Genomic DNA, 25041 nt, shown 5'->3' with positions numbered 1-25041 from the left:
ATGCTTGTTGAGCAACCGTCGCTGGGCCGTTTCGGGGATTTGCGCCTCGACAAAAGGGGGCGATGCTGCTCGACCGCATGGTTGCGCGCCAAGATATCTGCCTGCGCCGGCTTGGCGAGGGCCGGCGGGCGCAGGAGGTCGGGTTCCATCGCCTGCTGGCCAATGACAAGGTGACGATCGAGCGGTTGATCCAAGGCTGGAGCGAACAGACGGTGTCTGCGGCCGCCGAGCGGCATGTGTTGGCGATCCAGGACACCAGCGAGATCACCTTTGCCACCACGCCCGAGCGGCGACGCGGCCTGGGTGAGATCGGCAAAGGTGGTGGGCGCGGCGTGCTGGTGCATGCGATGGTGGCCATCGATGCGGTGAGCGGCGGTTGTCTGGGGCTGGTGGCCGGCAGCGTCTACACGCGCAAGGGCCGGGTCGAGACACCGCACGCCAAGCGCTCGCTCAAGGACAAGGAATCGCGCCGCTGGATCGACACGGCCCTTCAGGCCAGAAGCGTGCTGGCCAAAGCCGCCACTGTTACGATCGTGGCCGACCGCGAGAGCGACATCTATGCCGAATGGGCGACACTGCCCGGCGGCAATGTCCACCTTTTGACGCGTGTGATGCACGATCGTGCCGTAGCGGGCGGCGGTACTTTGTCGAGCGTGACGGCAGCGCTGCCGTTCGTGGCCGCGCGCAGGCTTGAGTTGTTGGCCACGCACAAGCGGGCGGCACGCAGCACCCAGGTGAGCCTGCGCTTCAGCAAGGTCGAGGTGTGCCGTCCCGACAATCCCGGCGCCAGGGATTTGCCGAAGACCGTGACGCTGAACCTTGTCGAAGTCGTCGAACTTGGTCCTCCAGCCGCGGCCGAGCCAGTGCACTGGCGTCTGCTCACCACCCATGAGATCAGCGACGTCGCCGCCGCCCGGCAGATCGTCGACTGGTACAGGCGGCGCTGGACCATCGAGCAGTTGTTCCGTCTGATGAAGACGCATGGCCTGCGCCTCGAGGACAGCCAACTCGCCAGCGCCGAGGTGTTGGTCAAGCTCGCCGCCATCGCCACCAAGGCTGCGGCGGTTATCCTGCAACTCGTCCAGGCCCGCGAAGGCATTGGTGGCGAACACGCCGCCAATGCCTTCAGCACTTCCGACATCGCCGTGCTCGACAGCCTCGATGCCAGCTATCAAGGTCGCACTGCCTTGCAAAACAACCCGCACCCAAGGCACAGTCTCGCATGGGCCGCCTGGATCATTGCCCGCCTTGGCGGCTGGAATGGCTATCCCTCCTCCAAACCACCTGGTCCCATCACCTTCCGACACGGCCTCGAATACTTCCGTGCCATCGCAAAAGGCTGGGAACTCAGAGATGTGTGCATTCCGTAGCCACATTGTGGGGGCGAGGAACCCAAGCTTTTCAAGGCCACGACCTCGGCGGTTAGCGTTTCCTCGCCCCCATGAAATGGGGGAGAGGTGGCCGCGAAGCGGACGGAGAGGGGGCCGGCGCAGCCATATGCGATTGGCCTGCTTGTTTGTGGGAGGTTAAGGGGTGATCCGCAACCGGTTCCCCCGACCACCTCAGTACCCCAGCGCCATCCCATCCTTGCGCGGATCGGAGGCGCCGGTCAGCGTCCCCTTCTCCCAGTCGATCAGCACCGCCTGCCCGCCGCCAAGCGGATGCTGCGGCTCCGCGATGCGATGGCCGCGCTTGCGCAAGCCTTCGATCGCCTCGGCGGGAACGTTGCGCTCGGCCTCCACCGTATCGTCATTGTAGAACACACGCGGCGCATCCAGCGCTTGCTGCGGGTCCATGCCGAAATCGATCATGTTGGTCAAAAGATGGACATGGCCGAAAGGCTGGTAGCCGCCGCCCATGACGCCGAATGGCATCACCACGCGTCCGTTTTTCGTCGCCATGCCGGGCATGATCGTGTGCATCGGCCGTTTGCCGGGCGCGATCGCATTTGGATGCGCCGGGTCGAGGCGGAAGCTCGAGCCACGGTTCTGCAGCACCACGCCGGTCTTCGGGCCGACGACACCGCTGCCGAAGGAATAATAGGTCGAGTTGATGAAAGACACCGCGTTGCGGTCGCGGTCGACGATCGAGATGTAGACCGTGTCGCTGCCCGGCAGCTCCAGGCGCGCCAGATGCGTCATGGCGCGGTCGCGGTCGATCTCGGCGCGCAGCCGGTCGGCATAGGCGCCGGACAGAAGCTGTTTTACCGGCACTGGGACCTGGTCCGGGTCGCCGAGGAAGCGGTCGCGGTCCTGGTAGGCGAGGCGTCCGGCCTCGATCTCCAGATGCAGGCGCTCGGCGCCATTGGGGTCGAGCCCGCCAAGCTTGAAGCCGGACAGCACGTTCAGCATCAAAAGCGCCGTCAGCCCCTGATTGTTCGGCGGCATCTGGTGGATGTCGTAGCCGCCATAGTCGGTGCTGACCGGCGCCACATAGTCGCCTCTGGTCGCGGCGAAATCCTCGTGCGAATGCAGCCCGCCCAATTCTCTGAGCCGGCGCACCATATCGTCGGCGACCGCGCCTTCATAGAATCCGGCGCGGCCCTGCTTGGCGATCACCCGCAGAGTGGCGGCGAGTTCCGGCTGGCGATGGACATCGCCTGCCTTCGGCGCCTTGCCGCCCGGCAGGAAGATGCGCGCGGCATGTTCGTCGGCCGACAGGTCGGTTTCCGGTTCGGCCCAGTCGAAGGCGACGCGGTCATGCACGACATAGCCGGTCTCGGCATAGTGGATGGCAGGCGCCAGCACCTCGGCAAGGCTCTTGCGGCCATGGTCTTCCAACAGGCGGCTCCAGGCGTCGACGGCGCCCGGCACGGTCACCGCATGCGGCCCCTGTTTCGGAAGCTCGCTAAAACCCTTGTCCAGATACCAGTCGACGGTGGCGCCCGCGGGCGCTCGGCCCGAACCGTTGAAGGCCAGCACCTCGCCTTGCCCCTTTGGGCAGTAGAGGACAAAGCAATCGCCGCCAATGCCGGTCGATTGCGGCTCGACCACGCCTTGCACGGCGGCGGCGCAGATGGCGGCGTCCATGGCATTGCCGCCGGCGCGCAGCATGTCGATCGCGGCAAGGGTCGCAAGCGGATGCGAGGTCGCGGCAATCGCTTGCGTGGCACGAACCGGCGAGCGGCCGGGAAACTGGAAATCACGCATTGTCGTCTGGATATCCCTTGGTCACGTCTGCGAATTGGTCTGGTGAAATCAATGCCGGCGGCCGAAGATCTGCGCAACCGATAGGAGCAGGACCGACAGCACGATCAGGCAGGTCGAGATGGCGGCGATGGTCGGGTCGATCTGGTCGCGCAGCGCGTTGAACATGCGGCGCGTCAGCGTCGTGGTCTCGCCGCCCGATATGAAGAGCGAAACCACCACCTCGTCGAAGGAGGTGATGAAGGCGAACAGCGCGCCCGAAACGATCGAGAAGCGGATCTGCGGCATGGTCACCTGCCAGAAGGCAGCTATGCGCCCGGCGCCGAGGCTGCGCGCCACGCGCTCCTGGTTCATGTCGTAGGAGCGCAAGCCCGACAGCACGGTCAGCACCACCAGCGGCAGCGCCTGCACCGTATGCGCGATGACCAGGCCGGTCAGCGTGTTGTTGAGGCCGATGCGGGCATAGAGGAAGAAGGTGCCGATGCCGATCAGGATCACCGGGATGATCAGTGATGCGGTCAGCAGCGCATTGATGGTGCCGTTGAAGCGCAGCGTGCCCCTGTTGATCGAATAGGCGGCGGCGGTACCGAGCGGCGTCGCCACCAGCACGGTCATGACAGCCACCTTGACCGAGACGATGGTCGCGTCGCGCCATTCCAGCGATTGGAAGTAGCTCTGGTACCAGCGCAGCGACCACTGCTGTGGCGGGAACTGCAGCAGCGTCGAATCCGAAAACGACATGATGACGATGATGATCGACGGCGCGATCAGGAACAACAGCACCAGGCCGCCAAGGGCGTAAAGCCACAGGCGTTGCCGGTGCGAGATCGGCAGGCCGACATCCCCGCTCATCGCGAACTCCACACGCCGGTGGTGCGCGCGCCAAGCAGCCACTGGAACAGGCCGAGAAGCGCCAGCGTGACCACCAGCAGCACGACGCCAAGGGCCGCACCCGCGCCCCAGTTCGAATAGAGGCTGGTGGTCTGTTCCATGCGCATCGCCCACATGATCACCTTGCCGCCGCCCATCAGTGCCGGCGTGACGAAGAAGCCGAGGCAAAGCACGAAGACGATGACCACGCCCGAGGCGAGGCCGGGCAGCGACAGCGGAAAGAAGATCTGCCGGAAGGTGGCGACCGGACCGGCGCCGAGGTTCATGCCGGCGCGCAGGCAGTCGGTGTCGATGGTCTTCATCGAGGCATAGAGCGGCAGCACCAGGAACGGCAGCAATATGTGGGTCATGCCGATGACGACGCCGGACAGATTGTTGGCGAGCGCCAGCGGCTGGCTGATCACGCCGAGGTCGATCAGCCAGCTGTTGATCAGGCCCTTGCGCTGCAGGATCACCAGCCAGGCATAGGTGCGCACCAGCACCGATGTCCAGAACGGCAGGATGACGAAGATCAGGCAGATCGATGCCACCCGGCGCGGCAGCTGCGACAGCATATAGGCCAAGGGATAACCCAGCAGCACACAGGCGCCGGTGACGATGAAGGCCACCTTGAAGGTGGTGACGAAGGTCTTGATGTAGGAGGCCTGTTCGAAGAAGCGCGCGTAGTTGGAGGCGCTGAAGGCGCCGTTCTCGTCGTACAGCGACAACCAGAACAGCCAGCCGATCGGCACGATGATGATGGCGAAGACGAGGAACAGGCTTGGCGCCAGCAGCGCCAGCAGCCGCAGCGACTCGCGCCGCGCGTCGGCGTGCAGCGCCTGCGCGTTGAGATCCCGGCCCGCGCCGCCGGCCGTTTCGTTCAGCAGGGCGGATGGCGCGCTCATCCTTCGGCCGCCACCAGTATGGTGTCCTGCGCATCGAGGCCGAGGCTGATCGGCTGGCCGGGCGCCGGCAGCCTGGCCAGCACATCGCTGCGGCAATAATCGCGCAGCGTCAGCTGGCGGCCATCGCGCAGCACCGCGTAGCAGACGAAACTGTCGCCCTGGTAGATGATATCGCCGACCGTGGCGTCGAGCACATTGATGCCGCTCGACGGTTCGGCCGCCGTGACCAGCCGCAGCTTTTCCGGCCGCACCACCATCAGATGTTGGCCGGGCGCCGGTGCAGCCCCCGCGGTTTGGATCCGTCTGTCCTCGTACCAGACCGAACCGTTGCGGCACTCGACAGGAATGAAATTCGATTCGCCGATGAAGCCGGCGACGAATTGCGTCTTCGGTGCGGCGTAGAGCGTTTCGGGCTTATCGAGCTGCTCGATGCGGCCGGCATTCATGACAGCAATGCGGTCCGACATGGTGATGGCTTCGCGCTGGTCATGCGTGACATAGACCGTCGTCATGCCAAGCCGCCGGTGCAGGGCGCGCAACTCGATCTGCATATGCTCGCGCAGGCCCTTGTCGAGCGCCGACAAGGGTTCATCCATCAGCACGATGCGCGGCTCAAAGACGATGGCGCGGGCCAGGGCCACGCGCTGGCGCTGACCGCCGGAAAGCTGGTCGACCCGCCGCTCGCCCAGGCCCTTGAGCTTCACCAGCTCCAGCGCCTTTTCGACGCGCTCGGCGGTCTCGGCGGCCGCCACGCCGCGCTGCTTCAGCGGAAAGGCGATGTTGTGAAAAACGTTCATATGCGGAAACAGCGCGTAGTTCTGGAACACCATGCCGATGTTGCGCCTGTGCGGCGGCGTGGTGATGATTTCGTCGTCGCCGACCCTGATGGACCCGCCATTGGCCCGCACGAACCCGGCCAGGATCATCAGCAGCGTCGTCTTTCCGGAGCCGGAGGGGCCGAGCAGCGTCAGGAACTCGCCGGCCTCGACATCGAGGTTGAGGTCGCGCAGCACCGGCACGCTGCCAAATCGTTTCTCGATCCGGCGCATGCTGATCGGCAGCGCGGATGGCGCAATGGACAAGATTCTTTTCTCCTTAGCCGGCGAAGAGGAGGCGGGGCGAACGGCTTACGCAGCCCCGCCGTGAAGTGTCTGCCAGGCAGCTATTGCTGGATCAGATTGTTGAACTTCTCCGTCGCCTCGACCAGATTGTCGCGCCAGAACTCGGCATCCTGCAACACCTGCTTCTTGACGTTTTCGGGCGCCGAGTTGATGTCCTTGATCCGTTCCGGCGGGATCTTGCCGGTCTCGAAGGCTTTCTCATTCACCGGCCCATTGTCGACATAGAGCGGCAAATTGGCCTGCAGTTGCGGGCTGACGAACATCGCCAGCGCCTTCATCGCCGCTGCCTTGTTCTTGGCGCCCTTCGGGATGACCATGCAATCAGCGGTCAGCACACCCTGGTCGAAGGAGAAGCTGACCGGCGCGCCTCCCTTCTTCAAGGTGCCGGCGCGCCCGTTCCAGATGCTCGCCATGTCGACTTCGCCATCCTTGACCAGCTGCATGGCCTGCGCGCCGGAGGTCCACCAGGCATCGACATGGCCACGGATCTTGTCGACGGATTTCAGCGCGCCGTCGATATCGACCGGATAGACCTTGTCGATCGGTAGGCCCGAGGCGAGTGCGGCGACGCTCAGCGTCTCGGTCGCCTGGCTGCTGGAGAGCGCGCGCCGCCCCGGGAATTTTTCCACGTTCCAGAAATCGGCCCAGGTCTTCGGGCCTTTGTCGCCGAACACATCGGTCCGGTAGATCAACACGACCGAAGTGTAGGAAATGCCGACCCAGTCGTCATGGACCAGCTTCGGGTTGATGCCGCTCTTGTCGATGATGCCGTAATCCAGCTTCTCGAACAGCCCTTCCTTCGAGCCGCGCGCGCATTCGTCGGCGCCGAGCTCGGTAATGTCCCACTTCACCGCATTGCCGGTCACCTGCAGGCGCACATCGTCGAGGCCGTTGGTGGTGTCCTGCTTGATGGTGATGCCGAGCGCTTTGGCGGTCGGATCGAAGAACGCCTTGGTCTGCGCCTCCTGATAGGTGCCGCCCCACGAGGCGACGGTGATCGTATCGGCGGCAAAGGCGGGCGCCGCTGCCGATGCCATGAGGCCCGCGACCGCGGCAATCCCAAGGCTATTGATGGTTTTCATATCGGTTCTCCAGCCGGTGTTCCCATTTGTTTTGATTTGGCATGCGATTTTGTATACAATTTTGAGTGTAGCTTAGGGATCGGCGATGTCAACACCGTCCGATGCTGGCTGAGAAGCACGATGCAGGCCGGTGTGAGCAGCGCCGCCAGGGCGTGGCAAATTGCGCCGACTACGAATAGAGATAGGCAAATGTCGATTGCCGGTGGGAACGGATCTTTGAGCAAGCAAACCAAAAACACGCTGCGCGACTCGGTCTACACTTCGCTCAAGGCGATGATAGTGACCGGCCAGATTCCGCCGGGCTCGCGCGTCACCGAGAACGACATAGCCGCAAAACTCAATGTCAGCCGCACGCCGGTGCGCGAGGCCTTCAATCGCCTCGAGCGCGACGGCCTGGTCACCGGCCGGCCGCGCCAGGGCTATGTCGTCACCGAGTTCGACATCAACATGTTCCGCGAGGCCTTCGACATCCGCGAACTGCTCGACGGCCATGCGACCGAACTGGCCGCGGCCGCCGCGACCGACAAGGACAAAGCGCGGCTACGCGCCATGCTGGCCGAATGCGAGCGGCTGGCCGGCATTCCGGACCGCACCACAAAGGAAAAATTCCAGGAGCTCGAGGTCGGCATCGACCTGCACCGCGTCATCGCGCAAATCAGCGGCAATGTGATGCTGCACGACATGCTGTGCGGCATCCTCGACAAATGCCAGCACTATGTCTGGACCGAATTGTTGTGGCTCGACGAATGGAAGATCGCCCGCGACGAGCATGCCGAGATCGTCGAGGCGATCTGCGCCGGCGACGCTGCCCGGGCCGGCGCCCTGGCCCGCGCCCATGTGCGGGGATCACGCGAAAACGTGCTGCGCCTGCTGCAGGCGAAGTCGGATTACCAGAGCTTTCTCGCCAAGGCGTCCTGAGGACGACCTGGACGCTACTGATGCGCGCCACGGGTCCGAGCCGTTGCCTCAGCCAACACCGCCAGCGCCTGTTCGACATTCTGCGCCTGAGCATCGGTGCGCTCGATATGCTTCACCATCAGCTTTCGCAGCACGGCGAGCTTGGCGGCGCGATATACCGCACTCTTTTCGGGAGATTCGAAGGGCATCATAGCCATGGGACGATCAGTGTGTGGTGGGATCGATGTGGCGGAGGCGAGAGCGCGCTTCAGCCACACGTTTTTGCTCGGATCTGATCCGGCAGCACAAGGCGAGGCTGATGCCGACGCCACCCTCCTCGTCCAGCATTTCATTCGCTCGCGTGAGAAAGAGTTCCGCACGCTTGACGCGCTGCCTGGCTCTCGCCAGGTCCAGTTCCAGATGGTCGTACATTGTTCCGCACCTTTGAGGTCTGCGTCCCTTCAAGGGGAAAACCGCCGCTGAGCGGTTTGGTTCCCACTGATTGGCGCAATGGCACCAGGCCGACATCGCGACGATATCGCGCCGAAGTATGCTGATCTGCTGATCGAGCGCATCGGCGCGGCGTTTAGAATTCGCCGCTTCGGTCCTCGCGCGCAAACCCCGAAAATAGAAACCGGCGCCAAAGCCGATCAGTAGCAACAAGATTGTCGTTTCCATCGCAAGAACGCGGCCCTCATTGTCCGGCCTTCCAGGGGGCGATCACGGGAACGCCTGCAGCCTTGAAGGCGCTGGCGTCACGAGTCGCGACCACGAAGCCGTGGGCGACCGCGATCGCCGCAATATATCCGTCCGGCGTGGGAAAGCCCCTGCCCGCGTTGCGGGCTGCGACGGCCAGATCCGCGTAACGGCGGGCGGCATCTCTATCGAAGGGAAGGATTCTGCCGTCGAACAGGTCGAGAAGCCCGTCGAGCGTCGTGGCCAGATTCTGTTTGCGCCGCCCGTCAGGCAGCACACCGATGCCGAACAGCAGCTCTGCGACGGTCACGCTCGAGAGATAGAGGGTTTCGGCAGCCTGCTCGTCCAGCCAGTCGCGGACGGCAGGGGCCGGCTCCGGCTTCATCGCCTCGGAGACGATATTCGTGTCCAGAACGATCATTCGAAGCTCATGGGCGTAGCCGGCGTTCTGTCGCGATCCTGCTCCAGCGGTTCGAAATCGGCATTGGTCAGCCCGGCGTTACGGCTCAACGCCGACAGGGCGGAGCCGATACGAATGCGGTTGGCGGGACGAACCGCCGCCTCCAGAAGCTCGCGCATTTCGGCCTCGGTGCTACGGCCATGATGGGCCGCGCGCACCTTGAGGGCGCGGTGTGCCTCTTCGGACAGGTTGCGAATAGTAACGGCGGGCATCCGATAGCCTTCCTGGATAGTTGATGGCAATGCTATCAACATAGTGAAATTGCTATCGCGCAGCAAGATGTGATCTGGCAGGTTGGCCGCTTCCCGCCACCCACCAACATCATCCATGCCGACGGGCCGACGAAACTGCCGCCGATAATGCAGAAAATTTGCTGGTGGATTTCGGAGGCACGGCTTCCTGGCCCGAAGCGGCGGCGCTGACGGTGTCAAAACGGCCGGCGCGGACATGGATATTGCAGGCGAGAACGCTACTATAGGCGCGACGAACGGCGACAGGGACGGTTCCTCGTGCTTCCTTCCACAGGGCTCGATCGGTTGAGCGCATTTTCTGATGGCGTTTTCGCCGTCCTCATCACGGTTCTGGTGCTCGATCTGCACCCGCCGGAACTCCCGACCTTCGCGGCGCTTCTGGCACTGTGGCCGACATGGCTGAGCTATGGCGTCAGCTATCTCTTCATCGCCATCGTCTGGGCGAACCACCATCATCTCCTGCGCCACGCGACGGCGGCGACGACCAGCCTGATGTGGTACAATTTCGCGCATCTGTTCTCGGTGTCGCTGCTGCCGCTGGCGACCGCCTGGATGGCGGTCAGTGAACTGGCGCCGCAGCCAGTCGCCTTCTACGCCGCCGTCTTCTTCCTGGTGAACCTGACCTACATCTTGCTGATCCGGGAACTCATCGAGCCGATGCCGGCGCACGAGGTTCCGCTTGATGTGCGAAAGCGCATGCGCGTCCGCGCGCTGGCGACGCTCTGCCTTTTCGCGCTGGCGGCAGTGGTGGCCCTGAAATACCCGATTGCCGGACTGGTCATCTGTTGCTGCTGCCTGGCGGTCTATCTCAGGCCGGAAGTACCGCGATCAAGGAAGGGCCCAGGCAAAGGCTGATCCCTTGCCCGCCTGGCGGCCGGTCCTTCAGCCCTTGAGCTCCTGCAGGCTGTTGCCGCCGTCGACCACCAAAAGGGCGCCATTGACATAGCTGGCGCCTTCCGAGGCCAGGAACACCACCGCCGCCGCCACTTCATCCGGCCGGCCGGCTCGCGCCAGCGGCGTATGCAGGGCCGCTGTCAGCTCCATCTCGCTCGACGAGCCCGTTGCGATCCAGCCGGGCGCCACGGCGTTGACCGTGACGCCGCTCCTGGCCACTTCGAGCGCCAGCGTGCGCGTCAGGCCGACCATGCCGGCCTTGGCGGCGGAATAGGCTGATGTGCCCACGAAAGACACGAGCGGCCCGGTGACCGACGCCACATTGATGATGCGCCCATAGCCCGCTTCGACCATCGCCGGCAGGAACGCATGGGTGACCAGAAACGCCGTCTTCAGGCTGACCTCGATGCCCTGATCCCAATCGGCCTCGGTCATGGCGAGGAACGCCTTGTCGGCCGATGGCGACGCCAGCGAGCCCATGCCGGCATTGTTGACCAGTATATCAACGGCGCCGACCTCAGCCCGCAGCCGCGCGACATCGGCGGCCTTGGTGAGATCGGCAACCACGGCCCTGGCATCGATGCCTTCGGCACAAAGCCCGGCGGCGCGGTCAAGCACGCGCGCGCTGGCGCCGGTCAGGAACACGGCATGGCCGGTGTTGCCAAGCTGGCGGGCAATGGCGAAGCCGATGCCGTCGGCGGCTCCGGCGCCGGTGATCAGCGCGCGCTTGATGCTGGGAGGGGGCATGGTCGGATCTACTCCAAAGGCTGCGCCTGCCGTACGCGAACGGACAATATCGGCTGTATCAGCAAAACCATACAATCCATCAGGAGGTTGGCGCCGTACCGCGCGATGAACGCTACCGCTTGCACGTGCCGCTTTGTGCAGGCCCTCGCCCGGCTGCGAGGCTTATTCCTCCTTGTCAACGCGGTGGAACGGCACGGGCGCACATCGCGCGATCAAGCAGGAACGTAGGTCAGCCGGATCACGTCCTCGCCAATCCGATCGTGAGTCAGGAGGCGGAGCGGCGGCCGGGGTCCGGCGAAATATGGCTTGCCGTGACCAAGCACAACGGGGTGCAAGTAGATTCGATATTCATCGATCAGGCCAAGCTCTGTAAGGCTTTGCGCCAAGGTCGGACCAGCAACCTCGATCTCCCCGTCGCTCCCTGCCTTCAGATCCCGGATCGCGCCCTCGAGATCATCCTCAATCAGCCTGGCCTTGGGGCCAACCGACTTCAGCGAGCGCGAAACGACCCATTTCGACTGGTTCCGCCACGCCGCCGCGAAGGCCTGTTCGTCCGCACCCCATTCAGGATGATCGTCGTCCCAGTAACGCATGACCTCATACATTTGGCGACCGTACACGCTGCCCGCCTGCCTCTGAGCTTCCTCGATGAAGTGGCGGAAGAGCGTGGGGGTTGGCGCAAATGCCATATGGTCGACGTAGCCGTCCAGGGATTGGTTCATTCCGAACACGAGCTTGGCCACGCCTTCCGCCTTTCCTCACACGGCATATCCGCGCGCTTCTGATTGCACTATGCAATCAGTTTAGATCGACTGACTCTATCTCGCAATTGGTTTTTGGAGTGCGCAGGAACGTCCCATAATCAAGCTGCCCGATCGAGCTCGCGGCAATGGGGATCGCTGGGCCGCGTTGCCGACGGAAACGTCCCAGACGCCGCGTCTACGAACGGTTCGACGATCGAACAAAATGAGCGGTTTCAAGAAATGGCGCGCCCGAAGAGATTCGAACTCCTGACCCCCAGATTCGTAGTCTGGTGCTCTATCCAGCTGAGCTACGGGCGCGCATCAGGCCATGTTTTCAACGGCCCCACGATCCGATCCTTGAGGGGTCGGCCGCGAATGTGTGCAGTTCCCTAGCGACTGAATTTGGGAAAAGCAAGCCGATCCGGCAAAAGTTTTGTCGCGAGTGCGTCATCTGGGGGTAACGGCCCCGATCCCAAGACTTTGAAGCTGCCGGGAGCCGGCCTGATTTCAGGCCGAGAGGGGGAAAGTCGCGGCGAAAGTCATCGAAAGTGTCAGGATTCAAGGGCAAGAGCCCTCAGGAAAACAGCGCCGAGGCCGTCATGCTGGGCGGCGCAGGCTGCCGCGGGCCTGGTCGAGCCGCACCGGCTGGTCGGGGATGGTGACGGCGAAAGTGGTGCGTCCGCCAATCGACTCGACCAGCTCCACCGTGCCGCCATGCGCCCGGATCAGTTCATGCGCGATGGCCAGGCCAAGGCCGGTGCCGCCGCTGCGCGCCGAGCCGCGAAACGCCGCGAACAGGTTTTCGCGCGCTTTCGGCGGCAGGCCGGGACCGGTGTCGGTGACGGCGATGCGGCTGACGCTGCCCAGGCGCACGGCCGATACCGCAAGCCGCCGCACCACGGCGCTCTCGGTGTCGGCCGCCATCGCCTGCACCGAGTTACGGCACAGATTGGTGAGCACCCGGAACAGCTGGTCGGAATCGGCATCCACCTCGAAAGCCGCCTCGACGGCGTTGATGAACTCGATGCCCTCTTCTATATCGAGCAGCCCGTGCACGTCCTCGACCAGCTGGCGCAGCCGCACCCTGCGGCGCGAAGGCGGCGGCTCCTGCGTGCGGCCATAGTGAAGCACGCCTTCCGAATAAGACACCGCACGGTCCAGCGCGCGCAAAAGCTTCGGCGCGAAGGCCTGCACGGTCGGATCCCTGACCTGGCGCAGGCGGTCCGACATCAGCTGCGCCGAAGCCAGGATGTTGCGCATGTCGTGGTTGATCTTCGAGACCGCCAGGCCGAGATCGGCAAGATGCTTCTGCTCGGAGAGCATCTTTTGCAGCCGCTCCTGCATCTGCGACAGCTCGCGTTCGGCAACGCCGATCTCGTCGGCGCGGGCGGCGGGATGGATGATGCGCCCGGGGTCGTCGGGGGCTTCGGAGAAGGACAGCATCGAGCGCGTCATGGTGCGGATCGGCCCGATCATGATCAGGTCGATCGCGGCATAGACCAGCATGGCCGTGAACAGCGAGATCAGCAGCGAGACGAAGGCAACATTGCGCGAATAGATGAGCATGGCCTTGCGCAGCGAATAGTCCGGCATGATCAGCTCGAATTCCTTGTCGCTGTCGCCGACCGGTCCGAAGACGCGCAGCATCCGGTCGCCGCCGAAGAACAGCGTGTCGAGCGCGCCGGTCATGCCCTTGATCATGCCGACGCTGGCGAGGTCGATATGCTCGTCGACCTGCGGCGGCATATCCGCCACCACCAGAAGCCGGGAGACGCCGCCATCGCGCACCGCGATCGCCTTGGCGCCGATCGCCATCAGCACGTCATTCTGCGCCGTGCGCGACAGCGAGGTCGACTCGCCCTGCACCAGCACGATCGACACGGCAGCGGCCGTGCTCAGCCGTTCCTTGAGCCAACTCAGCCGGTAGCTGGCGATCCAGGGCAGGAAGATGAGCACTTCGGCCAAAAGCACGAAGACGATGGTGAGCAGCAGCAGTTTTGTCGACAGGCCGCGCGACAGCGGCACGCTGCGGACGGTGGCAGGCGCCGTGCCGATCCCTTCCCCCGCTTGGCTGGCTTCGCTCATGCGACTCTATCTTCACAATCACTTGATCAGCCAAGATTAGGCGATTACGGCTTTTTTGCCAATTTTATCCGTTGGTCGGAACATTAAATTACTGTCATAAAGCCTGTGTCCGCGGCGTGACGACCCCGGATTGACTTCCAAAACCCTTCTTTCTATAAGCCCGCTCACGCTCGGGCCATTCGTCCCGGCGCGGTTTCGATCGCGCCAAAGCCGGCCCGGCAAAGCTCCTGTTACAAAGTGACAGAATCAAGAAGGGCCGCACCCCGCGGTATTAAAACAAATGAAGCGTACCTACCAACCGTCCAAACTCGTCCGCAAACGTCGGCACGGCTTCCGTGCCCGCATGGCCACCAAGGGTGGTCGTGGCGTCGTCGCAGCTCGCCGCAACCGCGGCCGCAAGCGGCTCAGCGCCTAAGCGAGACGAGATCGTTGCCCGCAACCGGCAAGCCAGTGGGGCAAAATCCCAAACGGCTTCTGAAACGCGCGGAATTCCTGGCCGTCCGTCGTGGTGAAAAGCGACGCGGACGGTTTTTCCTCGTCGAGGTCCTCGACCGCGGCGATGGCGGCGTGCCGCGCGTCGGCTACACCGTCACCAAGAAGGTCGGCAACGCTGTTGTGCGCAACCGCGTCAGGCGGCGGCTGAAAGAAGCTGTCCGCGTCCATGCCGCAGATGACATGGTGCCCGGCAATGATTATGTCATCGTCGGGCGCGATGACGCGCTGCGCGCCCCGTTCGGCCAATTGAAGGCCGAACTCTCCCGCCGACTTCGCGGAACACGATAGGCCAAGGGCTCTCGATGGAAAACAACCGGAACTTCTTCATCACCATCGCGCTGTCGGTGCTGATCCTGACTCTGTGGCAGGTTTTCTACATGAACCCGCGCGTCGCGTCGCAGCGCGAGGCCGCCAAGATCGAGCAGCAGCGTGTGGAAGAGCAGAAGAAGGCGGCCGAGGCGGCCAATCCGGGTGCTGGAACACCGGCTCCGGCGCCGGGCACCATTCCCAGCGCGCCCGGCGGCGAAACCGTCACCGCGGCCGGCCGCGATCAGGCGCTTGCAGCTTCGAAGCGCGTCAAGATCGACACGCCGAGCCTCGAGGGCTCGATCAACCTGACCGGCGCGCGCCTCGACGACCTCAAGCTCAAGCACTACACCGAGACCGTCGACAAGAATTCACCAGAGATCGAACTGCTCAACCCGCAGGCGCTGCCCACCGGCTATTTCGCCGAGATCGGCTTCGTCGGCAACGACAAGACCGGCTCGGTGCCGGGGTCGGACACGGCGTGGAGCGTGGATGGCAATCCGACGCTGACCCCGTCGACGCCGGTGACGCTCACCTACACCAACGACAAGGGCCTGACCTTCAAGCGCATCTTCTCCGTCGACGCCAACTACATGTTCACGGTGTCGGACACGGTGCAGAATTCCGGCTCGAGCGCGGTTTCGCTGTTCAACTACGGCCGCGTCACCCGCTACGACAAGCCGGCCGTCGCCAGCACCTATGTGCTGCATGAGGGCCTGATCGGCGTTACCGGCACCGAGGGTCTGGCCGAATACAAATACGCCAAGATCGAATCTGAAAAGCAGGTCACGCCGGGCAAGTCGACCGATGGTTGGCTCGGCATCACTGACAAATACTGGGCGGTCACGCTGGTGCCGACCGAGAAGCAGCCTTTCCAGCCGCGCTATGCCTTTTTCGAGGATGGCCGGCACCGCTACCAGTCCGACTTCCTCACCGATGCGATCAATGTCGAGGCCGGCCAGTCCGCGACGGTCGAGACAGAGATCTTCGCCGGCGCCAAGGAAGTCGCCAAGATCAACGCCTACGAGGCGGACCGTCATATTCGCCAGTTCAATCTGGTGATCGACTGGGGCTGGTTCTATTTCATCACCAAGCCGATGTTCTGGCTGATCGACACGCTCTACAAATTCTTCGGCAATTTCGGCCTGGCGATCCTCGCCACCACCGTCATCGTCAAGGCCATTTTCTTCCCGCTCGCCAACAAGTCCTACGCGTCGATGGCGAACATGAAGAAGGTGCAGCCCAAGATGCTCGAGATCCGCGAGAAATACGCGGACGACAAGATGAAGCAGCAGCAGGCGATGATGGAGCTCTACAAGACCGAGAAGATCAATCCGCTTGCCGGCTGCTGGCCGGTGGCGCTGCAGATCCCGGTCTTCTTCTCGCTCTACAAGGTGCTCTACATCACCATCGAGATGCGCCATGCGCCGTTCTTCGGCTGGATCCAGGATCTGGCAGCGCCCGACCCGACCTCGATCTTCAACCTGTTCGGCCTGGTTCCGGTGACGCTGCCGCACATGCTGATGATCGGTGTGTGGCCGCTGATCATGGGTGTCACCATGTTCCTGCAGATGCGCATGAACCCGACGCCGCCGGATCCGACCCAGGCCGCGATCTTCACCTGGATGCCGATCATCTTCACCTTCATGATGGCGGGTTTCCCGGCTGGCCTCGTCATCTACTGGGCCTGGAACAACACGCTGTCGATCCTCCAGCAGGGCGTGATCATGAAGCGCCAGGGCGCCAAGATCGAGCTGTGGGACAATCTGGTCGCGCTGTTTCGAAAGAAACCGTCGCCGGCGGAGTAGCCGCCCTTCTTCTGCAAAGAAGCGGAATAGAAACTCTCTCTCTCTTCGCGAAAAGCCCGGTTCGTCCGGGCTTTTTCTTTGGGCGGATATTCGTTCACGTTCCCGTGATCGGCGAAACTGCAAGCGGTCGCGAGGCGTGACTGCGTGTGCATTTCCAAAGGCTATCAATTCCGATCAGCCCTCACCCGGAGGAAGACCACATGCGCTTGCCGTCATTCAGGATCATCGCCATTTCCGCACTCGTCGCCGGCGTGGCGATTGCCGCCCCGGCCTATGCCAAGAACCCGAATGTCGGCGGCGCGCCGATGTACACCACCAAGAACATCGTCGAGAACGCCGTCAATTCGAAGGACCACACGACGCTGGTCGCCGCGGTCAAGGCCGCCGGCCTGGTCGATACTTTGCAGGGCGCCGGACCGTTCACCGTCTTCGCCCCGACCAACGAGGCCTTTGCGGCACTTCCGGCCGGCACGGTCGACACGCTGCTCAAGCCCGAGAACAAGGACAAGCTCACCAAGGTGCTGACCGCGCATGTCGTGGCCGGTAAGATTTCCGGCGCCGAGATGATGAAGAAGGCCAAGGCGATGGGCGGCAAATACGAGATGAAGACCGTCTCCGGCGACACGCTCACCGCCGAGGTCAAGAAGGGCAAGCTCTACATCATGGACGAGTCCGGCGGCGAGGCGAAGGTGACGATCGCCGACGTCAACCAGTCGAACGGCGTCATCCATGTCGTCAACAAGGTGCTGTTGCCGAAGTAACGGCTTCCGGCGAAAGGGGCATTGGCAGGCCGTTGGGGCTTTCTCGGCCTGCCATCCCCGCCTCATGACGAGGTGCCATGTTTCTTGGAAGCCGTATCGGCGAGGCCGGGGTCCTGTAGTCCCTCACAGGACCCCGGTTTCTTTTGAGGGTATATGCGCGATGGGTCCGGACGGCATCAGTCGGCCCGCACAGACATCACTCCATGACGGCGCTGTGGTCGACCTTGGCCGGCGTGCCTGGCTTGCGCAGCAAAAGCACCAGCGGGATGGCGGCCAGCGACAGGATCATCATCAGCTTGAAGTCGTTCATATAGCTGATGATCGTCGCCTGCAGCGTCACCACGCCATCAAGTGCGGCGCGACCGGCGGCGGTATAAGGGTTCATCGCTTGCGCGATCGCCGGATTGCCGAACGCCTGGTTGAAGGGCGTCACATAGGTGGCGATGTTGGCATGGTTGATCTGCACGTTCTGCGTCAGCAGCGCGGTGACGACCGATATGCCGACGCTGGAGCCGATGTTTCGCGACAGGTTGTAGAGGCCAGTGCCTTCCGCACGCCGCTCCGGCGCCAGCGTGGCGAAGGTGATGGTGGTCAGCGGCACGAACAGGAAGCCGAGCCCCGCGCCCTGCACGAAGCCGGTGCTGATGATCGTCCATTGCGAGACGTCAGGGGTCCAGCCGGTCATGTCATACATCGCCCAAGCGGTGATCAGCAGGCCGATCAGCAGCAGCCATCGTGTATCCACCTTGCCGATCAGCTTGCCGACCAGGAACATGCACGCCATCGTGCCAAGGCCGCGTGGGCCCATGACGATACCGGCCGTTACCACCGGATAGCCCATCAGCGTCTGCAGATAGGGCGTCATCAGCGCCAGCGAGGCGAGATAGGTGATGCCGATGATGAAGATGAAGATCATGCCGACGGCGAAATTCCGGTCGAGGAACAGCCGCGGATTCACGAAGGTGTTTTTGGCGGTGAAGGTGTGGACGAGGAAGATGTAGAACGCCGACGCGCAGATCAGCGCCTCGACGATGATCTCGGAGGAGGAGAACCAGTTGAGCTGCTCGCCGCGGTCGAGAAACATCTGCAGGGCCGCGATGGTGACGCTGAGCATGCCGAAACCCAGCCAGTCCAGCCTTGCCTTGATGTCCAGCTTGGTTTCCAGGACGAACAGGGACACGCCAGCGAAAGCCAGTGCGCCGATCGGCACGTTGATGTAGAACACCCAGCGCCAGCTGACGTTTTCGGTCAGCCAGCCGCCGATCACCGGTCCCAGCACCGGCCCGACCATCACCGAAACGCCGAACAGCGCCATCGCCGAGCCGCGCTCTTCGACGCTGTAGATGTCGAGCAGGATACTCTGCGACAGCGGCACCAGCGCCGCGCCGAACAGGCCCTGCAGCAGGCGGAAGCCGACGATCTGCGGCAGCGACTGCGCAAAGCCGCAGAGCACCGAGGCGACCACGAAGCCGGTGATCGAGGTCAACAGGATGCGCTTGCGGCCGAACCTGTTGGCGAGATAACCCGAAGGCGGTGTCATCACCGCCGCAGCGACGATGTAGGAGGTCAGCACCCAGTTGATCTGATCGGCACTGGCCGACACGCTGCCCTGGATGTAGGGCAGCGCCACATTGGCGATGGTCGTGTCCAGCGCCTGCATGATGACGGCCAGGATCACGCAAGCGGTGATGGCGCCGCGATTGGCGACCACCGGCGTGGCACCTGCCGCGGTCGCGCTGGTCATGACTTTTGTCCGAACAGATTGATGAGGTTGGTGATGAAGTCCGGCAGACCGCGCGCATGGCCGGTGTCGATGCCGACCACGACGCTCATTCCGCCGCGCAGTGGCGGCTTGCCCTGGGGATCGTCGACCGTCACGCGCATCGGGATGCGCTGCACGACCTTGACCCAGTTGCCGGTCGTGTTCTGCGCCGGCAGCAGCGAAAAGCTCGACGACGAGGCGGGGCTGATACTGGCCACCGTGCCGTGCCAGACGGCGCCCGGATAGGTGTCGACGCTGATCGTCGCCGTCTGTCCTGGCCGCACATAGGTCAGCTCGGTTTCCTTCGGCTCCGCCTCGATCCACAGATCGGTCGACGAAACCAGGCTGAAGGCCGGCTGCGAAGCCGGCAGGTACTTGCCGACCTGAAGCGCGTCGACATTGGTGACGACGCCGTCGAACGGCGCCTTGACCACGGAATCGCCGAGGTTGCGTTGCGCATCGTCGACGCCCGACTGGGCCTGCAGGTAGAACGGGTTCTTCTCCACGGGCTGGTCGGCGTCGCCGCCCAGCTGGGCAAGCGTGGCCTGCGCCTGCGCCTTGGCGACCGCCACTTTCTGGCGCGCGGCGACGAGGTCGTGCTGGGCGCTGTCGAAAGACGCCTTGGAGGCGGTGGAGGTCTTGAGCAGGTCCTGCTGCCGCTGAAAGGCGGCCTCATAATAGGGAATGTCGGCCTGCGCCTGTTCGATCTGCGCCAGCGATTGCTGGTAGCTCGCCTGCAAGGTCAGCACCTGGTTGCGCACGGTCCCGAGCTGGGCCTGGGCGGCGGCAAGAGCGGTTTCGAAGGAGGCCGGCCGCAGGCGGAAGAGCACGTCGCCCTTCTTCACCGCCTGGTTCTCGTGGACGTCGATCTCCTGCACGGTGCCGGAGACGTCGGTGGACACGCCGAGCGACTGTGCCTGGATGTAGGCATTGTCGGTCGTCATCACCTGGCCGCCGGTCACATAGTAATAGCCGCCGACGACCAGCGCGACGGGAAGCAGGGCAAATAGGACCGGCCGCGTCAGGCTGCGCTTCGGCTTGACAGGAGCCGACGCCCGAGGGGCAACGGCGGCAGGCGCCTGCTGTGGCTGCGGCTCCTTGGTAGGAGCCTCAAGTGCCGCCGGCTCCCGGGCAACTGGCGCTTCCAGTTCGTCATTGTCGATGACGACATTGGCGCGCCGCTGTTCGCGTTCGCTGTCCAGCCGGATGATCTGGTCGCCGGTGCGACCCGTGGAAGGGTCGTCTTCGGCAGGTTTCTTGGGGGATGTTGATTCAGCCATGTACTTTCTCCCGGTCGACGGCTGGCTGGGTGCAAGCCGCGAGCAGATTGGATTTGATCAAGCTTAGGGTTTGCAGCAGATGCTGCTGAGCATCGGACGAAAGGCCGGTGAAGGCCTCGTCTCGTGTTTTCTGGCCGTTGCTGCGCATGATCTCGAGCAGCGGGTGGGCCTGCGGGGTCAGGTAAAGCAGCCAGGCCCTGCGATCGGTGGGGTTGGGCCGGCGCTCGATGAAGCCGCGCGCCTCCATCTTGTCCAGCAGCCGCGCAAGCGTGATCGGCATGATCTCGATGAGGTCGGCCAGTCTGTTCTGGTGGATGCCCTCATGCAGGCAGAGATAAGCCAGCACCTGCCATTGGGCGCGGGTTAGCCCCGACGTCCGCGAACGCTGCTCAAACCGCTTTCGAAGCAGGCGCGCGACGTCGTGCAGCACGAAGCTGATATTGGGCGAGGAGGACATGGAAGGAGATCAGGGGCTAGGGACAACTTTTCGTGAGCATGCTTATTATCATCATGCACATAATCCTGCTGGACGGCGCGCGCAAGACGGGCTAAGCCGCGAAAAAGAAAAAATTGCATGGGCCACGACAGCGAAGAGGCGCTTGGCGGTGGGATTTTACCGGCAAGGATTTGACGAATGAATTGGATCAAGATCGCGGCTGTCGCGGCTCTCCTGGGGTGCCCCGGTATCGCGGTTGCAAAGGAAGCGGTCAGCTGCGGTGGTGCCGCCATGCTGGGTGGCGCGCAATTGAACTGCAGCCACGTCGAACCCACGGCACCGCCGCAATTCTGCACCTTTAGCTGGGCTCTCCACACCATGGCGGGCGATCAGAAAGTCGTCGAAGGCACCTTCCTGCTGCCGCCCGGAGCGTCGAACGTCACCATCTACCAGGGCAGCGGTTTCGACAGTGCGCTGTCCAATCCGATCGTGATCTGCCGCGGCAACAAATGAGCTCGTTCGTCACGGAAGACTCGCTCCTCAGCCGATTGGTGCTATAGGGCGGATCACGTTATTTTGACCAGGCGCCTGCGGTTGCGGTTGCGCCTGCCTGCCAATTTCCGGACGAACCGACATGGACGGACCCAACCCCGGCATCAAGCACCCGATCCCGATGCACACGCGCGTCGGCTTCCTGAAGCCACTGGTGACGGAGCCGAACATCGAGATCGGCGACTTCACCTATTATGACGACCCGGACGGGCCGGACAAATTCGCGCAGAAATGCGTGCTGCATCACTATCCCTTCATCGGCGACAAGCTCATCATCGGCAAGTTCTGCGCCATCGCCGAAGGCGCGCGTTTCATCGCGTGGAGGCGGTGATCCTGCCCGGTGTGGAAATCGGCCATGGCGCCATCATCGCCGCCAAATCCGTGGTGACGCACGATGTCCCGCCCTATGCGATCGTCGCCGGCAATGCGGCCAAAATCGTGAAGATGCGTTTCGACGACAGGACGATCAGGCGGCTGCTGGCTTTGGCATGGTGGCACTGGCCGGTGGACAAGATCGGCCGCAACCTCGACGCCATCAGGGGCGCCAATATCTCTCTTCTGGAGGCAGCAGCTTGAACGCTCTGAATAGCACCGTGATCAGCACCGATCTCTTCACGCGCGGGTGGATTTTCATCCGTGGCGTGCCGGCCATGAAGTTCCTGCCGCCGGAAGGGCCGCCGGAAATCGCCTTTGCTGGCCGCTCCAATGTCGGCAAATCGTCGCTGATCAACGCGCTGGTCAACCAGAAGGGGCTGGCACGCACTTCCAACACGCCGGGGCGCACGCAGGAACTCAACTACTTCGTGCCGGACGGATTTTCGGGCGAGGGCGCCGACCTGCCGCCAATGGCGCTGGTCGACATGCCGGGCTACGGCTACGCCACCGCACCCAAGGAGAAGGTCGACGAGTGGACCAAGCTGGTCTTCGACTATCTCAAGGGCCGGGTCACGCTGAAACGCGTCTATGTGCTGATCGACGCCCGCCACGGCATCAAGGCCAAGGACGACGAAGTGCTGTCGCTGCTCGACAAGGCGGCGGTGTCCTACCAGATCGTGCTGACCAAGACCGACAAGATCAAGGTCGCCGGCGTGCCGAGGCTGATCGAGGAAACGTTGGTCAAGATCAAGAAGCGCCCGGCGGCGTTTCCGTTCGTCCTGGCGACGTCATCGGAAAAGGGCGAAGGCCTTGAGGAGTTGCAAGCCGCGATCGTGCTTGCGGCCAATGGCGGCTAATAGCGCGGGATAGGGATTTGACGGATTGGGGTCCGTTGGTGGCCAGGGTCTTGTCGTTTTCGGCGGACCATCACTGGCATTCGGGATTGGCCGGAGCCTCCCCGACTTCGTCATCCACGGGCGGAGCAGGAGCGAAGCTCCGTCGCGGAGACCCGAGGATCCATGCCGCGACCTTAGCCGTGGAGTGCAGCGGGGACAGAATTCTGCACCGTAGCAGCGCTTCCGAGTCCCGGCATGGATCCTGGGGTCTGCGCAGCGTCGCTTCGCTCCTTGCTTCGCCCCAAGATGACGAAGCGATTGATGTTTTCCGCTAATCGCCAAAGGACGCGGTCAACGCAAGCACCCGTTAAAACTTCCGTCGGGAATCGCGCAAAACAAAAGTTAGCCCTTCGCCTCGATTGCAATCATCTGATGGCGTTCCTCCTCGGCGAGCCTTTCGGTGCCGTAGGCCTTCAGGAAGATGTCGACGCCCGATCTGACGATGTGGTCGATTTCTTCCTGGCTCGGAGCCTTGGTGCGGTAGGCGAAGATGCACTGGCGAAACAAGCCGGCCAGGCACAGCTCGGTGAACTGATAGGCGGCAAGATCGACATCGTCGATCTTGAGCATGCCGCGTTCGATGGCGGCATTGAGGAATTCCATGACCTTGTCATGGCCGCGTTTGGGGCCGCGTTCGTAAAACCGCGCGCCCATGTCGGGAATCCTGTCGGAAGCGCCGATCACCGTGCGCTGCGCCTGGATGACCCTTGCCGAGGTGATCTTCATCGACAGCACCTTGCCGAACTTCACCAGCGTCTGGCGCAGATCGTCGGCGCGGTCGAGCATGTCGTACATGTTCTTGAAGATGGTGCCGCGCTCTTCCTCGATCAGCGCTTCGAACAGCTCTTCCTTGTTGGCGAAATAGACATAGATCGTGCCCTTGGAGACGCCGGCTTCGCGCGTGATGTCGTTCATCGAGGCGGCTTCAAAACCCTTCTCTATGAAGACACGACGGGCGCCATCGATGATCTGGCTGCGCTTGACCGGATCCTGTCCGGCCGCCGGGCGTCCGCGCCGCAGGCTGTCCAGCAGGTCGCACTGTTCTTTGTCGATACTGGCTGCTGTTTCGGCATTGGGTAAGGTTTCGGCCATAGGGTGACACCTCGAAAATAATTCGAACCAACCGGTTCGATTGCCTCTTGATATGGTCCTCTTTTCACGCTATGTCAACGGCCAGATCGAACCGAACGGTTCAGTATTATAACTTTAGAGAGATGTCATGTCCTCGAACGCGCCCAGCACTGCCGAAGTCCGCCCTTTCCCCAACGCCAAGGTCGCTCCGGCGACGGAAGCACCGGAAATTCCCGTCCAGCCGATCGCACCGGTGCCGGCGGCTGAAGCTCCGGCCAAGAAGAAGCGCTCGGTGCGTTCGTTCCTGCTGCCGATCATCGGCCTTGCCCTGCTGAGCGGCGGCGCCTGGTACGGCTATGACTACTGGACCACGGGCCGCTTCATGATCTCGACCGACGACGCCTATGTCCAGGCCGACATGGCGTTCGTCTCGCCCAAGATTTCCGGCTATGTCGACCAGGTCAAGGTCAGCGAGAACCAGCTGGTCAAGGCTGGCGACCCGCTGCTGACGATCGATGACGGCGACTACAAGATCGCCGTTGCCCAGGCCGAGGCGCAGATCGCCACATTGTCGAAGACGCTCGACCGCATCGACGCGCAGACCAAGGCCGCGCAGGCCTCCCTGCAGCAGGCACAGGCACAAAAGGTTGCCGACCAGGCCGCGGCCGACAATGCCGCCCGCGCCCAGCAGCGCGCCGCGCAACTGGTCAAGACGCATGTCGGCACGCAGGCGCAGCTGGACGACGCCCAGACCGCGCTCGACCAGGCCAATGCCGCGCTGGTCGGCGCCGATGCCCAGATCGCCGCCGCGCAGGCCAATATCGGCGTGTTTGAGGCGCAGCGCGCCGAGTCGGCGAGCACGCTCGCCTCCCTGCAGCTCAGCCGCGACAAGGCCGCGCGCGACCTGTCCTTCACCGTGCTCAAGGCGCCTTATGACGGCGTCGTCGGCAACCGTTCGGTCGAGCAGGGCGATCTCGTCAGCCCCGGTCAGAAGCTCGCCGTCGTCGTGCCGATGGACAAGCTCTATATCGTCGCCAACTTCAAGGAGACGCAGCTCGCCAGGCTGGTTCCCGGCGAAAAGGTCAACATCTCGGTCGACGCCATCGACGGCCAGCCCATCCAGGGAGCTGTCTCGTCACTCGCTCCGGCTTCAGGAGCGGTCTTCTCGCTGCTGCCGCCGGAAAATGCCACCGGCAACTTCACCAAGGTGGTGCAGCGCGTCCCGGTCCGTATCGACGTCCCGGCCGATGCCCTGAAGACCGGCAAGTTGCGCGCTGGCCTCAGCGTTGTCGTCAACGTTGACAGTCGCACCGCACCTGCCGCCACGACCAACTAAGCGCTTTTCGGAGGGCGGCTCGGTGGCTGATTGAGCACTGAGCCGCCCGGCCGGCCTCAAGGAGGC

26 protein-coding genes, 1 tRNA gene and 1 pseudogene are annotated in these 25041 nt (G+C 63.3%); 11 read left to right on the top strand and 17 right to left on the bottom strand.

The features are described 5' to 3' along the window. Nucleotides 1-62 precede the first annotated feature (62 nt). The gene (locus tag DBIPINDM_RS16200) at nt 63-1370 is read left to right on the top strand and encodes an IS4 family transposase (protein WP_258582275.1); all 1308 of its coding nucleotides are present in this window, start codon (nt 63-65) and stop codon (nt 1368-1370) included. A 192-nt stretch (nt 1371-1562) separates the two neighbouring features. Here DBIPINDM_RS16200 and ggt read toward each other — a convergent pair whose 3' ends face one another. The 5 genes from ggt to DBIPINDM_RS16175 all read right to left on the bottom strand — a co-directional run bounded on the left by ggt (nt 1563) and on the right by DBIPINDM_RS16175 (nt 7124). Next, nucleotides 1563-3149, bottom strand: a complete 1587-nt coding sequence (gene ggt, locus DBIPINDM_RS16195) for a gamma-glutamyltransferase (RefSeq protein WP_258588181.1) — start codon at nt 3147-3149, stop codon at nt 1563-1565. 48 nt (nt 3150-3197) lie between these two features. Beyond that, nucleotides 3198-3998: an ABC transporter permease gene (locus DBIPINDM_RS16190; RefSeq protein ID WP_258588180.1), complete on the bottom strand. Its 801-nt coding sequence runs from the start codon at nt 3996-3998 to the stop codon at nt 3198-3200. Further along, nucleotides 3995-4921: an ABC transporter permease gene (locus DBIPINDM_RS16185; RefSeq protein WP_258588179.1), complete on the bottom strand. Its 927-nt coding sequence runs from the start codon at nt 4919-4921 to the stop codon at nt 3995-3997. Before DBIPINDM_RS16185 ends, DBIPINDM_RS16190 begins: the two co-directional genes overlap by 4 nt. Next, on the bottom strand, nt 4918-6003 hold the full coding sequence (locus tag DBIPINDM_RS16180) for an ABC transporter ATP-binding protein (protein ID WP_258588178.1): 1086 nt from the start codon (nt 6001-6003) through the stop codon (nt 4918-4920). Before DBIPINDM_RS16180 ends, DBIPINDM_RS16185 begins: the two co-directional genes overlap by 4 nt. Nucleotides 6004-6083: 80 nt before the next feature. Continuing rightward, nucleotides 6084-7124 (bottom strand): ABC transporter substrate-binding protein, encoded by a 1041-nt coding sequence (locus DBIPINDM_RS16175; protein ID WP_258588177.1) that lies wholly within the window; start codon nt 7122-7124, stop codon nt 6084-6086. Between the two features lie 216 nt (nt 7125-7340). Here DBIPINDM_RS16175 and DBIPINDM_RS16170 point away from each other — a divergent pair, with 216 nt between their 5' ends. Next, a complete protein-coding gene (locus DBIPINDM_RS16170) occupies nt 7341-8042 on the top strand; it encodes a GntR family transcriptional regulator (protein ID WP_258588176.1) in 702 nt (233 codons plus the stop codon). Nucleotides 8043-8056: 14 nt separating this feature from the next. On the opposite strand, the gene DBIPINDM_RS16165 is transcribed toward DBIPINDM_RS16170, so the two are convergent. The 4 genes from DBIPINDM_RS16165 to DBIPINDM_RS16150 are packed head-to-tail and all read right to left on the bottom strand — an operon-like array spanning nt 8057 to nt 9389. Further along, complete coding sequence (locus tag DBIPINDM_RS16165) at nt 8057-8239, bottom strand: hypothetical protein (protein ID WP_258588175.1); 183 nt, start codon at nt 8237-8239, stop codon at nt 8057-8059. A 7-nt stretch (nt 8240-8246) separates the two neighbouring features. Continuing rightward, nucleotides 8247-8684, bottom strand: coding sequence for a hypothetical protein (locus tag DBIPINDM_RS16160; RefSeq protein ID WP_258588174.1), 438 nt, complete (start codon nt 8682-8684; stop codon nt 8247-8249). A gap of 31 nt (nt 8685-8715) precedes the next feature. Next, nucleotides 8716-9138 (bottom strand): type II toxin-antitoxin system VapC family toxin, encoded by a 423-nt coding sequence (locus DBIPINDM_RS16155; protein ID WP_258588173.1) that lies wholly within the window; start codon nt 9136-9138, stop codon nt 8716-8718. Beyond that, the gene (locus tag DBIPINDM_RS16150) at nt 9135-9389 is read right to left on the bottom strand and encodes a FitA-like ribbon-helix-helix domain-containing protein (RefSeq protein WP_258589288.1); all 255 of its coding nucleotides are present in this window, start codon (nt 9387-9389) and stop codon (nt 9135-9137) included. The genes DBIPINDM_RS16155 and DBIPINDM_RS16150 overlap by 4 nt, the downstream gene beginning before the upstream one ends. Before the next feature lie 324 nt (nt 9390-9713). Here DBIPINDM_RS16150 and DBIPINDM_RS16145 point away from each other — a divergent pair, with 324 nt between their 5' ends. Continuing rightward, a complete protein-coding gene (locus tag DBIPINDM_RS16145; protein ID WP_258588172.1) occupies nt 9714-10283 on the top strand; it encodes a TMEM175 family protein in 570 nt (189 codons plus the stop codon). A 27-nt stretch (nt 10284-10310) separates the two neighbouring features. Here DBIPINDM_RS16145 and DBIPINDM_RS16140 read toward each other — a convergent pair whose 3' ends face one another. The 4 genes from DBIPINDM_RS16140 to DBIPINDM_RS16125 all read right to left on the bottom strand — a co-directional run bounded on the left by DBIPINDM_RS16140 (nt 10311) and on the right by DBIPINDM_RS16125 (nt 13897). After that, nucleotides 10311-11069 (bottom strand): SDR family oxidoreductase, encoded by a 759-nt coding sequence (locus tag DBIPINDM_RS16140; protein ID WP_258588171.1) that lies wholly within the window; start codon nt 11067-11069, stop codon nt 10311-10313. Between the two features lie 212 nt (nt 11070-11281). Continuing rightward, complete coding sequence (locus tag DBIPINDM_RS16135) at nt 11282-11812, bottom strand: dihydrofolate reductase family protein (protein WP_258588170.1); 531 nt, start codon at nt 11810-11812, stop codon at nt 11282-11284. A 241-nt stretch (nt 11813-12053) separates the two neighbouring features. Next, a tRNA-Arg gene (locus DBIPINDM_RS16130) sits at nt 12054-12130 on the bottom strand. Nucleotides 12131-12409: 279 nt separating this feature from the next. Continuing rightward, entirely contained in the window at nt 12410-13897 is a 1488-nt protein-coding gene (locus DBIPINDM_RS16125; RefSeq protein ID WP_258588169.1) for an ATP-binding protein, read from the bottom strand. A 280-nt stretch (nt 13898-14177) separates the two neighbouring features. Here DBIPINDM_RS16125 and rpmH point away from each other — a divergent pair, with 280 nt between their 5' ends. The 4 genes from rpmH to DBIPINDM_RS16105 all read left to right on the top strand — a co-directional run bounded on the left by rpmH (nt 14178) and on the right by DBIPINDM_RS16105 (nt 17267). Further along, nucleotides 14178-14312 (top strand): 50S ribosomal protein L34, encoded by a 135-nt coding sequence (gene rpmH / locus DBIPINDM_RS16120; RefSeq protein WP_008833937.1) that lies wholly within the window; start codon nt 14178-14180, stop codon nt 14310-14312. Between the two features lie 14 nt (nt 14313-14326). Next, the gene (gene rnpA / locus DBIPINDM_RS16115) at nt 14327-14680 is read left to right on the top strand and encodes a ribonuclease P protein component (protein WP_027040889.1); all 354 of its coding nucleotides are present in this window, start codon (nt 14327-14329) and stop codon (nt 14678-14680) included. A 14-nt stretch (nt 14681-14694) separates the two neighbouring features. Next, a complete protein-coding gene (gene yidC, locus DBIPINDM_RS16110) occupies nt 14695-16506 on the top strand; it encodes a membrane protein insertase YidC (RefSeq protein WP_258588168.1) in 1812 nt (603 codons plus the stop codon). A 200-nt stretch (nt 16507-16706) separates the two neighbouring features. Continuing rightward, the gene (locus DBIPINDM_RS16105) at nt 16707-17267 is read left to right on the top strand and encodes a fasciclin domain-containing protein (protein WP_258588167.1); all 561 of its coding nucleotides are present in this window, start codon (nt 16707-16709) and stop codon (nt 17265-17267) included. Between the two features lie 196 nt (nt 17268-17463). Here the strand turns inward: DBIPINDM_RS16105 and DBIPINDM_RS16100 are convergent, their stop codons facing one another. From DBIPINDM_RS16100 to DBIPINDM_RS16090, 3 genes are read right to left on the bottom strand one after another with little or no spacing between them, the layout of a single operon-like run. Next, on the bottom strand, nt 17464-19011 hold the full coding sequence (locus DBIPINDM_RS16100; RefSeq protein ID WP_258588166.1) for a DHA2 family efflux MFS transporter permease subunit: 1548 nt from the start codon (nt 19009-19011) through the stop codon (nt 17464-17466). After that, nucleotides 19008-20309, bottom strand: coding sequence for an HlyD family secretion protein (locus DBIPINDM_RS16095; RefSeq protein ID WP_258588165.1), 1302 nt, complete (start codon nt 20307-20309; stop codon nt 19008-19010). Before DBIPINDM_RS16095 ends, DBIPINDM_RS16100 begins: the two co-directional genes overlap by 4 nt. Then, nucleotides 20302-20766: a MarR family winged helix-turn-helix transcriptional regulator gene (locus tag DBIPINDM_RS16090; protein WP_258588164.1), complete on the bottom strand. Its 465-nt coding sequence runs from the start codon at nt 20764-20766 to the stop codon at nt 20302-20304. Before DBIPINDM_RS16090 ends, DBIPINDM_RS16095 begins: the two co-directional genes overlap by 8 nt. A 177-nt stretch (nt 20767-20943) precedes the next feature. Between DBIPINDM_RS16090 and DBIPINDM_RS16085 the strand changes: the two genes are divergently transcribed. The 3 genes and pseudogenes from DBIPINDM_RS16085 to yihA all read left to right on the top strand — a co-directional run bounded on the left by DBIPINDM_RS16085 (nt 20944) and on the right by yihA (nt 22529). Beyond that, nucleotides 20944-21258, top strand: a complete 315-nt coding sequence (locus tag DBIPINDM_RS16085; protein ID WP_258588163.1) for a hypothetical protein — start codon at nt 20944-20946, stop codon at nt 21256-21258. Between the two features lie 121 nt (nt 21259-21379). Beyond that, nucleotides 21380-21873: pseudogene (locus DBIPINDM_RS16080) on the top strand (CatB-related O-acetyltransferase). After that, nucleotides 21870-22529, top strand: a complete 660-nt coding sequence (gene yihA, locus DBIPINDM_RS16075; protein WP_258588162.1) for a ribosome biogenesis GTP-binding protein YihA/YsxC — start codon at nt 21870-21872, stop codon at nt 22527-22529. The pseudogene DBIPINDM_RS16080 and the gene yihA overlap by 4 nt, the downstream one beginning before the upstream one ends. Before the next feature lie 381 nt (nt 22530-22910). Here the strand turns inward: yihA and DBIPINDM_RS16070 are convergent, their stop codons facing one another. After that, a complete protein-coding gene (locus DBIPINDM_RS16070; protein WP_258588161.1) occupies nt 22911-23660 on the bottom strand; it encodes a TetR/AcrR family transcriptional regulator in 750 nt (249 codons plus the stop codon). A 127-nt stretch (nt 23661-23787) separates the two neighbouring features. Here DBIPINDM_RS16070 and DBIPINDM_RS16065 point away from each other — a divergent pair, with 127 nt between their 5' ends. Then, nucleotides 23788-24975 (top strand): HlyD family secretion protein, encoded by a 1188-nt coding sequence (locus tag DBIPINDM_RS16065; protein WP_258588160.1) that lies wholly within the window; start codon nt 23788-23790, stop codon nt 24973-24975. Nucleotides 24976-25041 lie beyond the last annotated feature (66 nt).

Source organism: Mesorhizobium sp. AR02, assembly GCF_024746835.1.
GTDB lineage: Bacteria > Pseudomonadota > Alphaproteobacteria > Rhizobiales > Rhizobiaceae > Mesorhizobium.
This window is presented reverse-complemented; position numbering and strand designations above follow the sequence as displayed.

Bases quoted from the DNA above. Each gene is read 5' to 3' on its own strand.
- DBIPINDM_RS16200 (WP_258582275.1), top strand. From the start codon at position 63: ATGCTGCTCGACCGCATGGTTGCGCGCCAAGATATCTGCCTGCGCCGG.
- ggt (WP_258588181.1), bottom strand. From the start codon at position 3,149: ATGCGTGATTTCCAGTTTCCCGGCCGCTCGCCGGTTCGTGCCACGCAA.
- DBIPINDM_RS16190 (WP_258588180.1), bottom strand. From the start codon at position 3,998: ATGAGCGGGGATGTCGGCCTGCCGATCTCGCACCGGCAACGCCTGTGG.
- DBIPINDM_RS16185 (WP_258588179.1), bottom strand. From the start codon at position 4,921: ATGAGCGCGCCATCCGCCCTGCTGAACGAAACGGCCGGCGGCGCGGGC.
- DBIPINDM_RS16175 (WP_258588177.1), bottom strand. From the start codon at position 7,124: ATGAAAACCATCAATAGCCTTGGGATTGCCGCGGTCGCGGGCCTCATG.
- DBIPINDM_RS16165 (WP_258588175.1), bottom strand. From the start codon at position 8,239: ATGGCTATGATGCCCTTCGAATCTCCCGAAAAGAGTGCGGTATATCGC.
- DBIPINDM_RS16155 (WP_258588173.1), bottom strand. From the start codon at position 9,138: ATGATCGTTCTGGACACGAATATCGTCTCCGAGGCGATGAAGCCGGAG.
- DBIPINDM_RS16150 (WP_258589288.1), bottom strand. From the start codon at position 9,389: ATGCCCGCCGTTACTATTCGCAACCTGTCCGAAGAGGCACACCGCGCC.
- DBIPINDM_RS16140 (WP_258588171.1), bottom strand. From the start codon at position 11,069: ATGCCCCCTCCCAGCATCAAGCGCGCGCTGATCACCGGCGCCGGAGCC.
- DBIPINDM_RS16125 (WP_258588169.1), bottom strand. From the start codon at position 13,897: ATGAGCGAAGCCAGCCAAGCGGGGGAAGGGATCGGCACGGCGCCTGCC.
- rpmH (WP_008833937.1), top strand. From the start codon at position 14,178: ATGAAGCGTACCTACCAACCGTCCAAACTCGTCCGCAAACGTCGGCAC.
- yidC (WP_258588168.1), top strand. From the start codon at position 14,695: ATGGAAAACAACCGGAACTTCTTCATCACCATCGCGCTGTCGGTGCTG.
- DBIPINDM_RS16105 (WP_258588167.1), top strand. From the start codon at position 16,707: ATGCGCTTGCCGTCATTCAGGATCATCGCCATTTCCGCACTCGTCGCC.
- DBIPINDM_RS16100 (WP_258588166.1), bottom strand. From the start codon at position 19,011: ATGACCAGCGCGACCGCGGCAGGTGCCACGCCGGTGGTCGCCAATCGC.
- DBIPINDM_RS16095 (WP_258588165.1), bottom strand. From the start codon at position 20,309: ATGGCTGAATCAACATCCCCCAAGAAACCTGCCGAAGACGACCCTTCC.
- DBIPINDM_RS16090 (WP_258588164.1), bottom strand. From the start codon at position 20,766: ATGTCCTCCTCGCCCAATATCAGCTTCGTGCTGCACGACGTCGCGCGC.
- DBIPINDM_RS16085 (WP_258588163.1), top strand. From the start codon at position 20,944: ATGAATTGGATCAAGATCGCGGCTGTCGCGGCTCTCCTGGGGTGCCCC.
- DBIPINDM_RS16070 (WP_258588161.1), bottom strand. From the start codon at position 23,660: ATGGCCGAAACCTTACCCAATGCCGAAACAGCAGCCAGTATCGACAAA.
- DBIPINDM_RS16065 (WP_258588160.1), top strand. From the start codon at position 23,788: ATGTCCTCGAACGCGCCCAGCACTGCCGAAGTCCGCCCTTTCCCCAAC.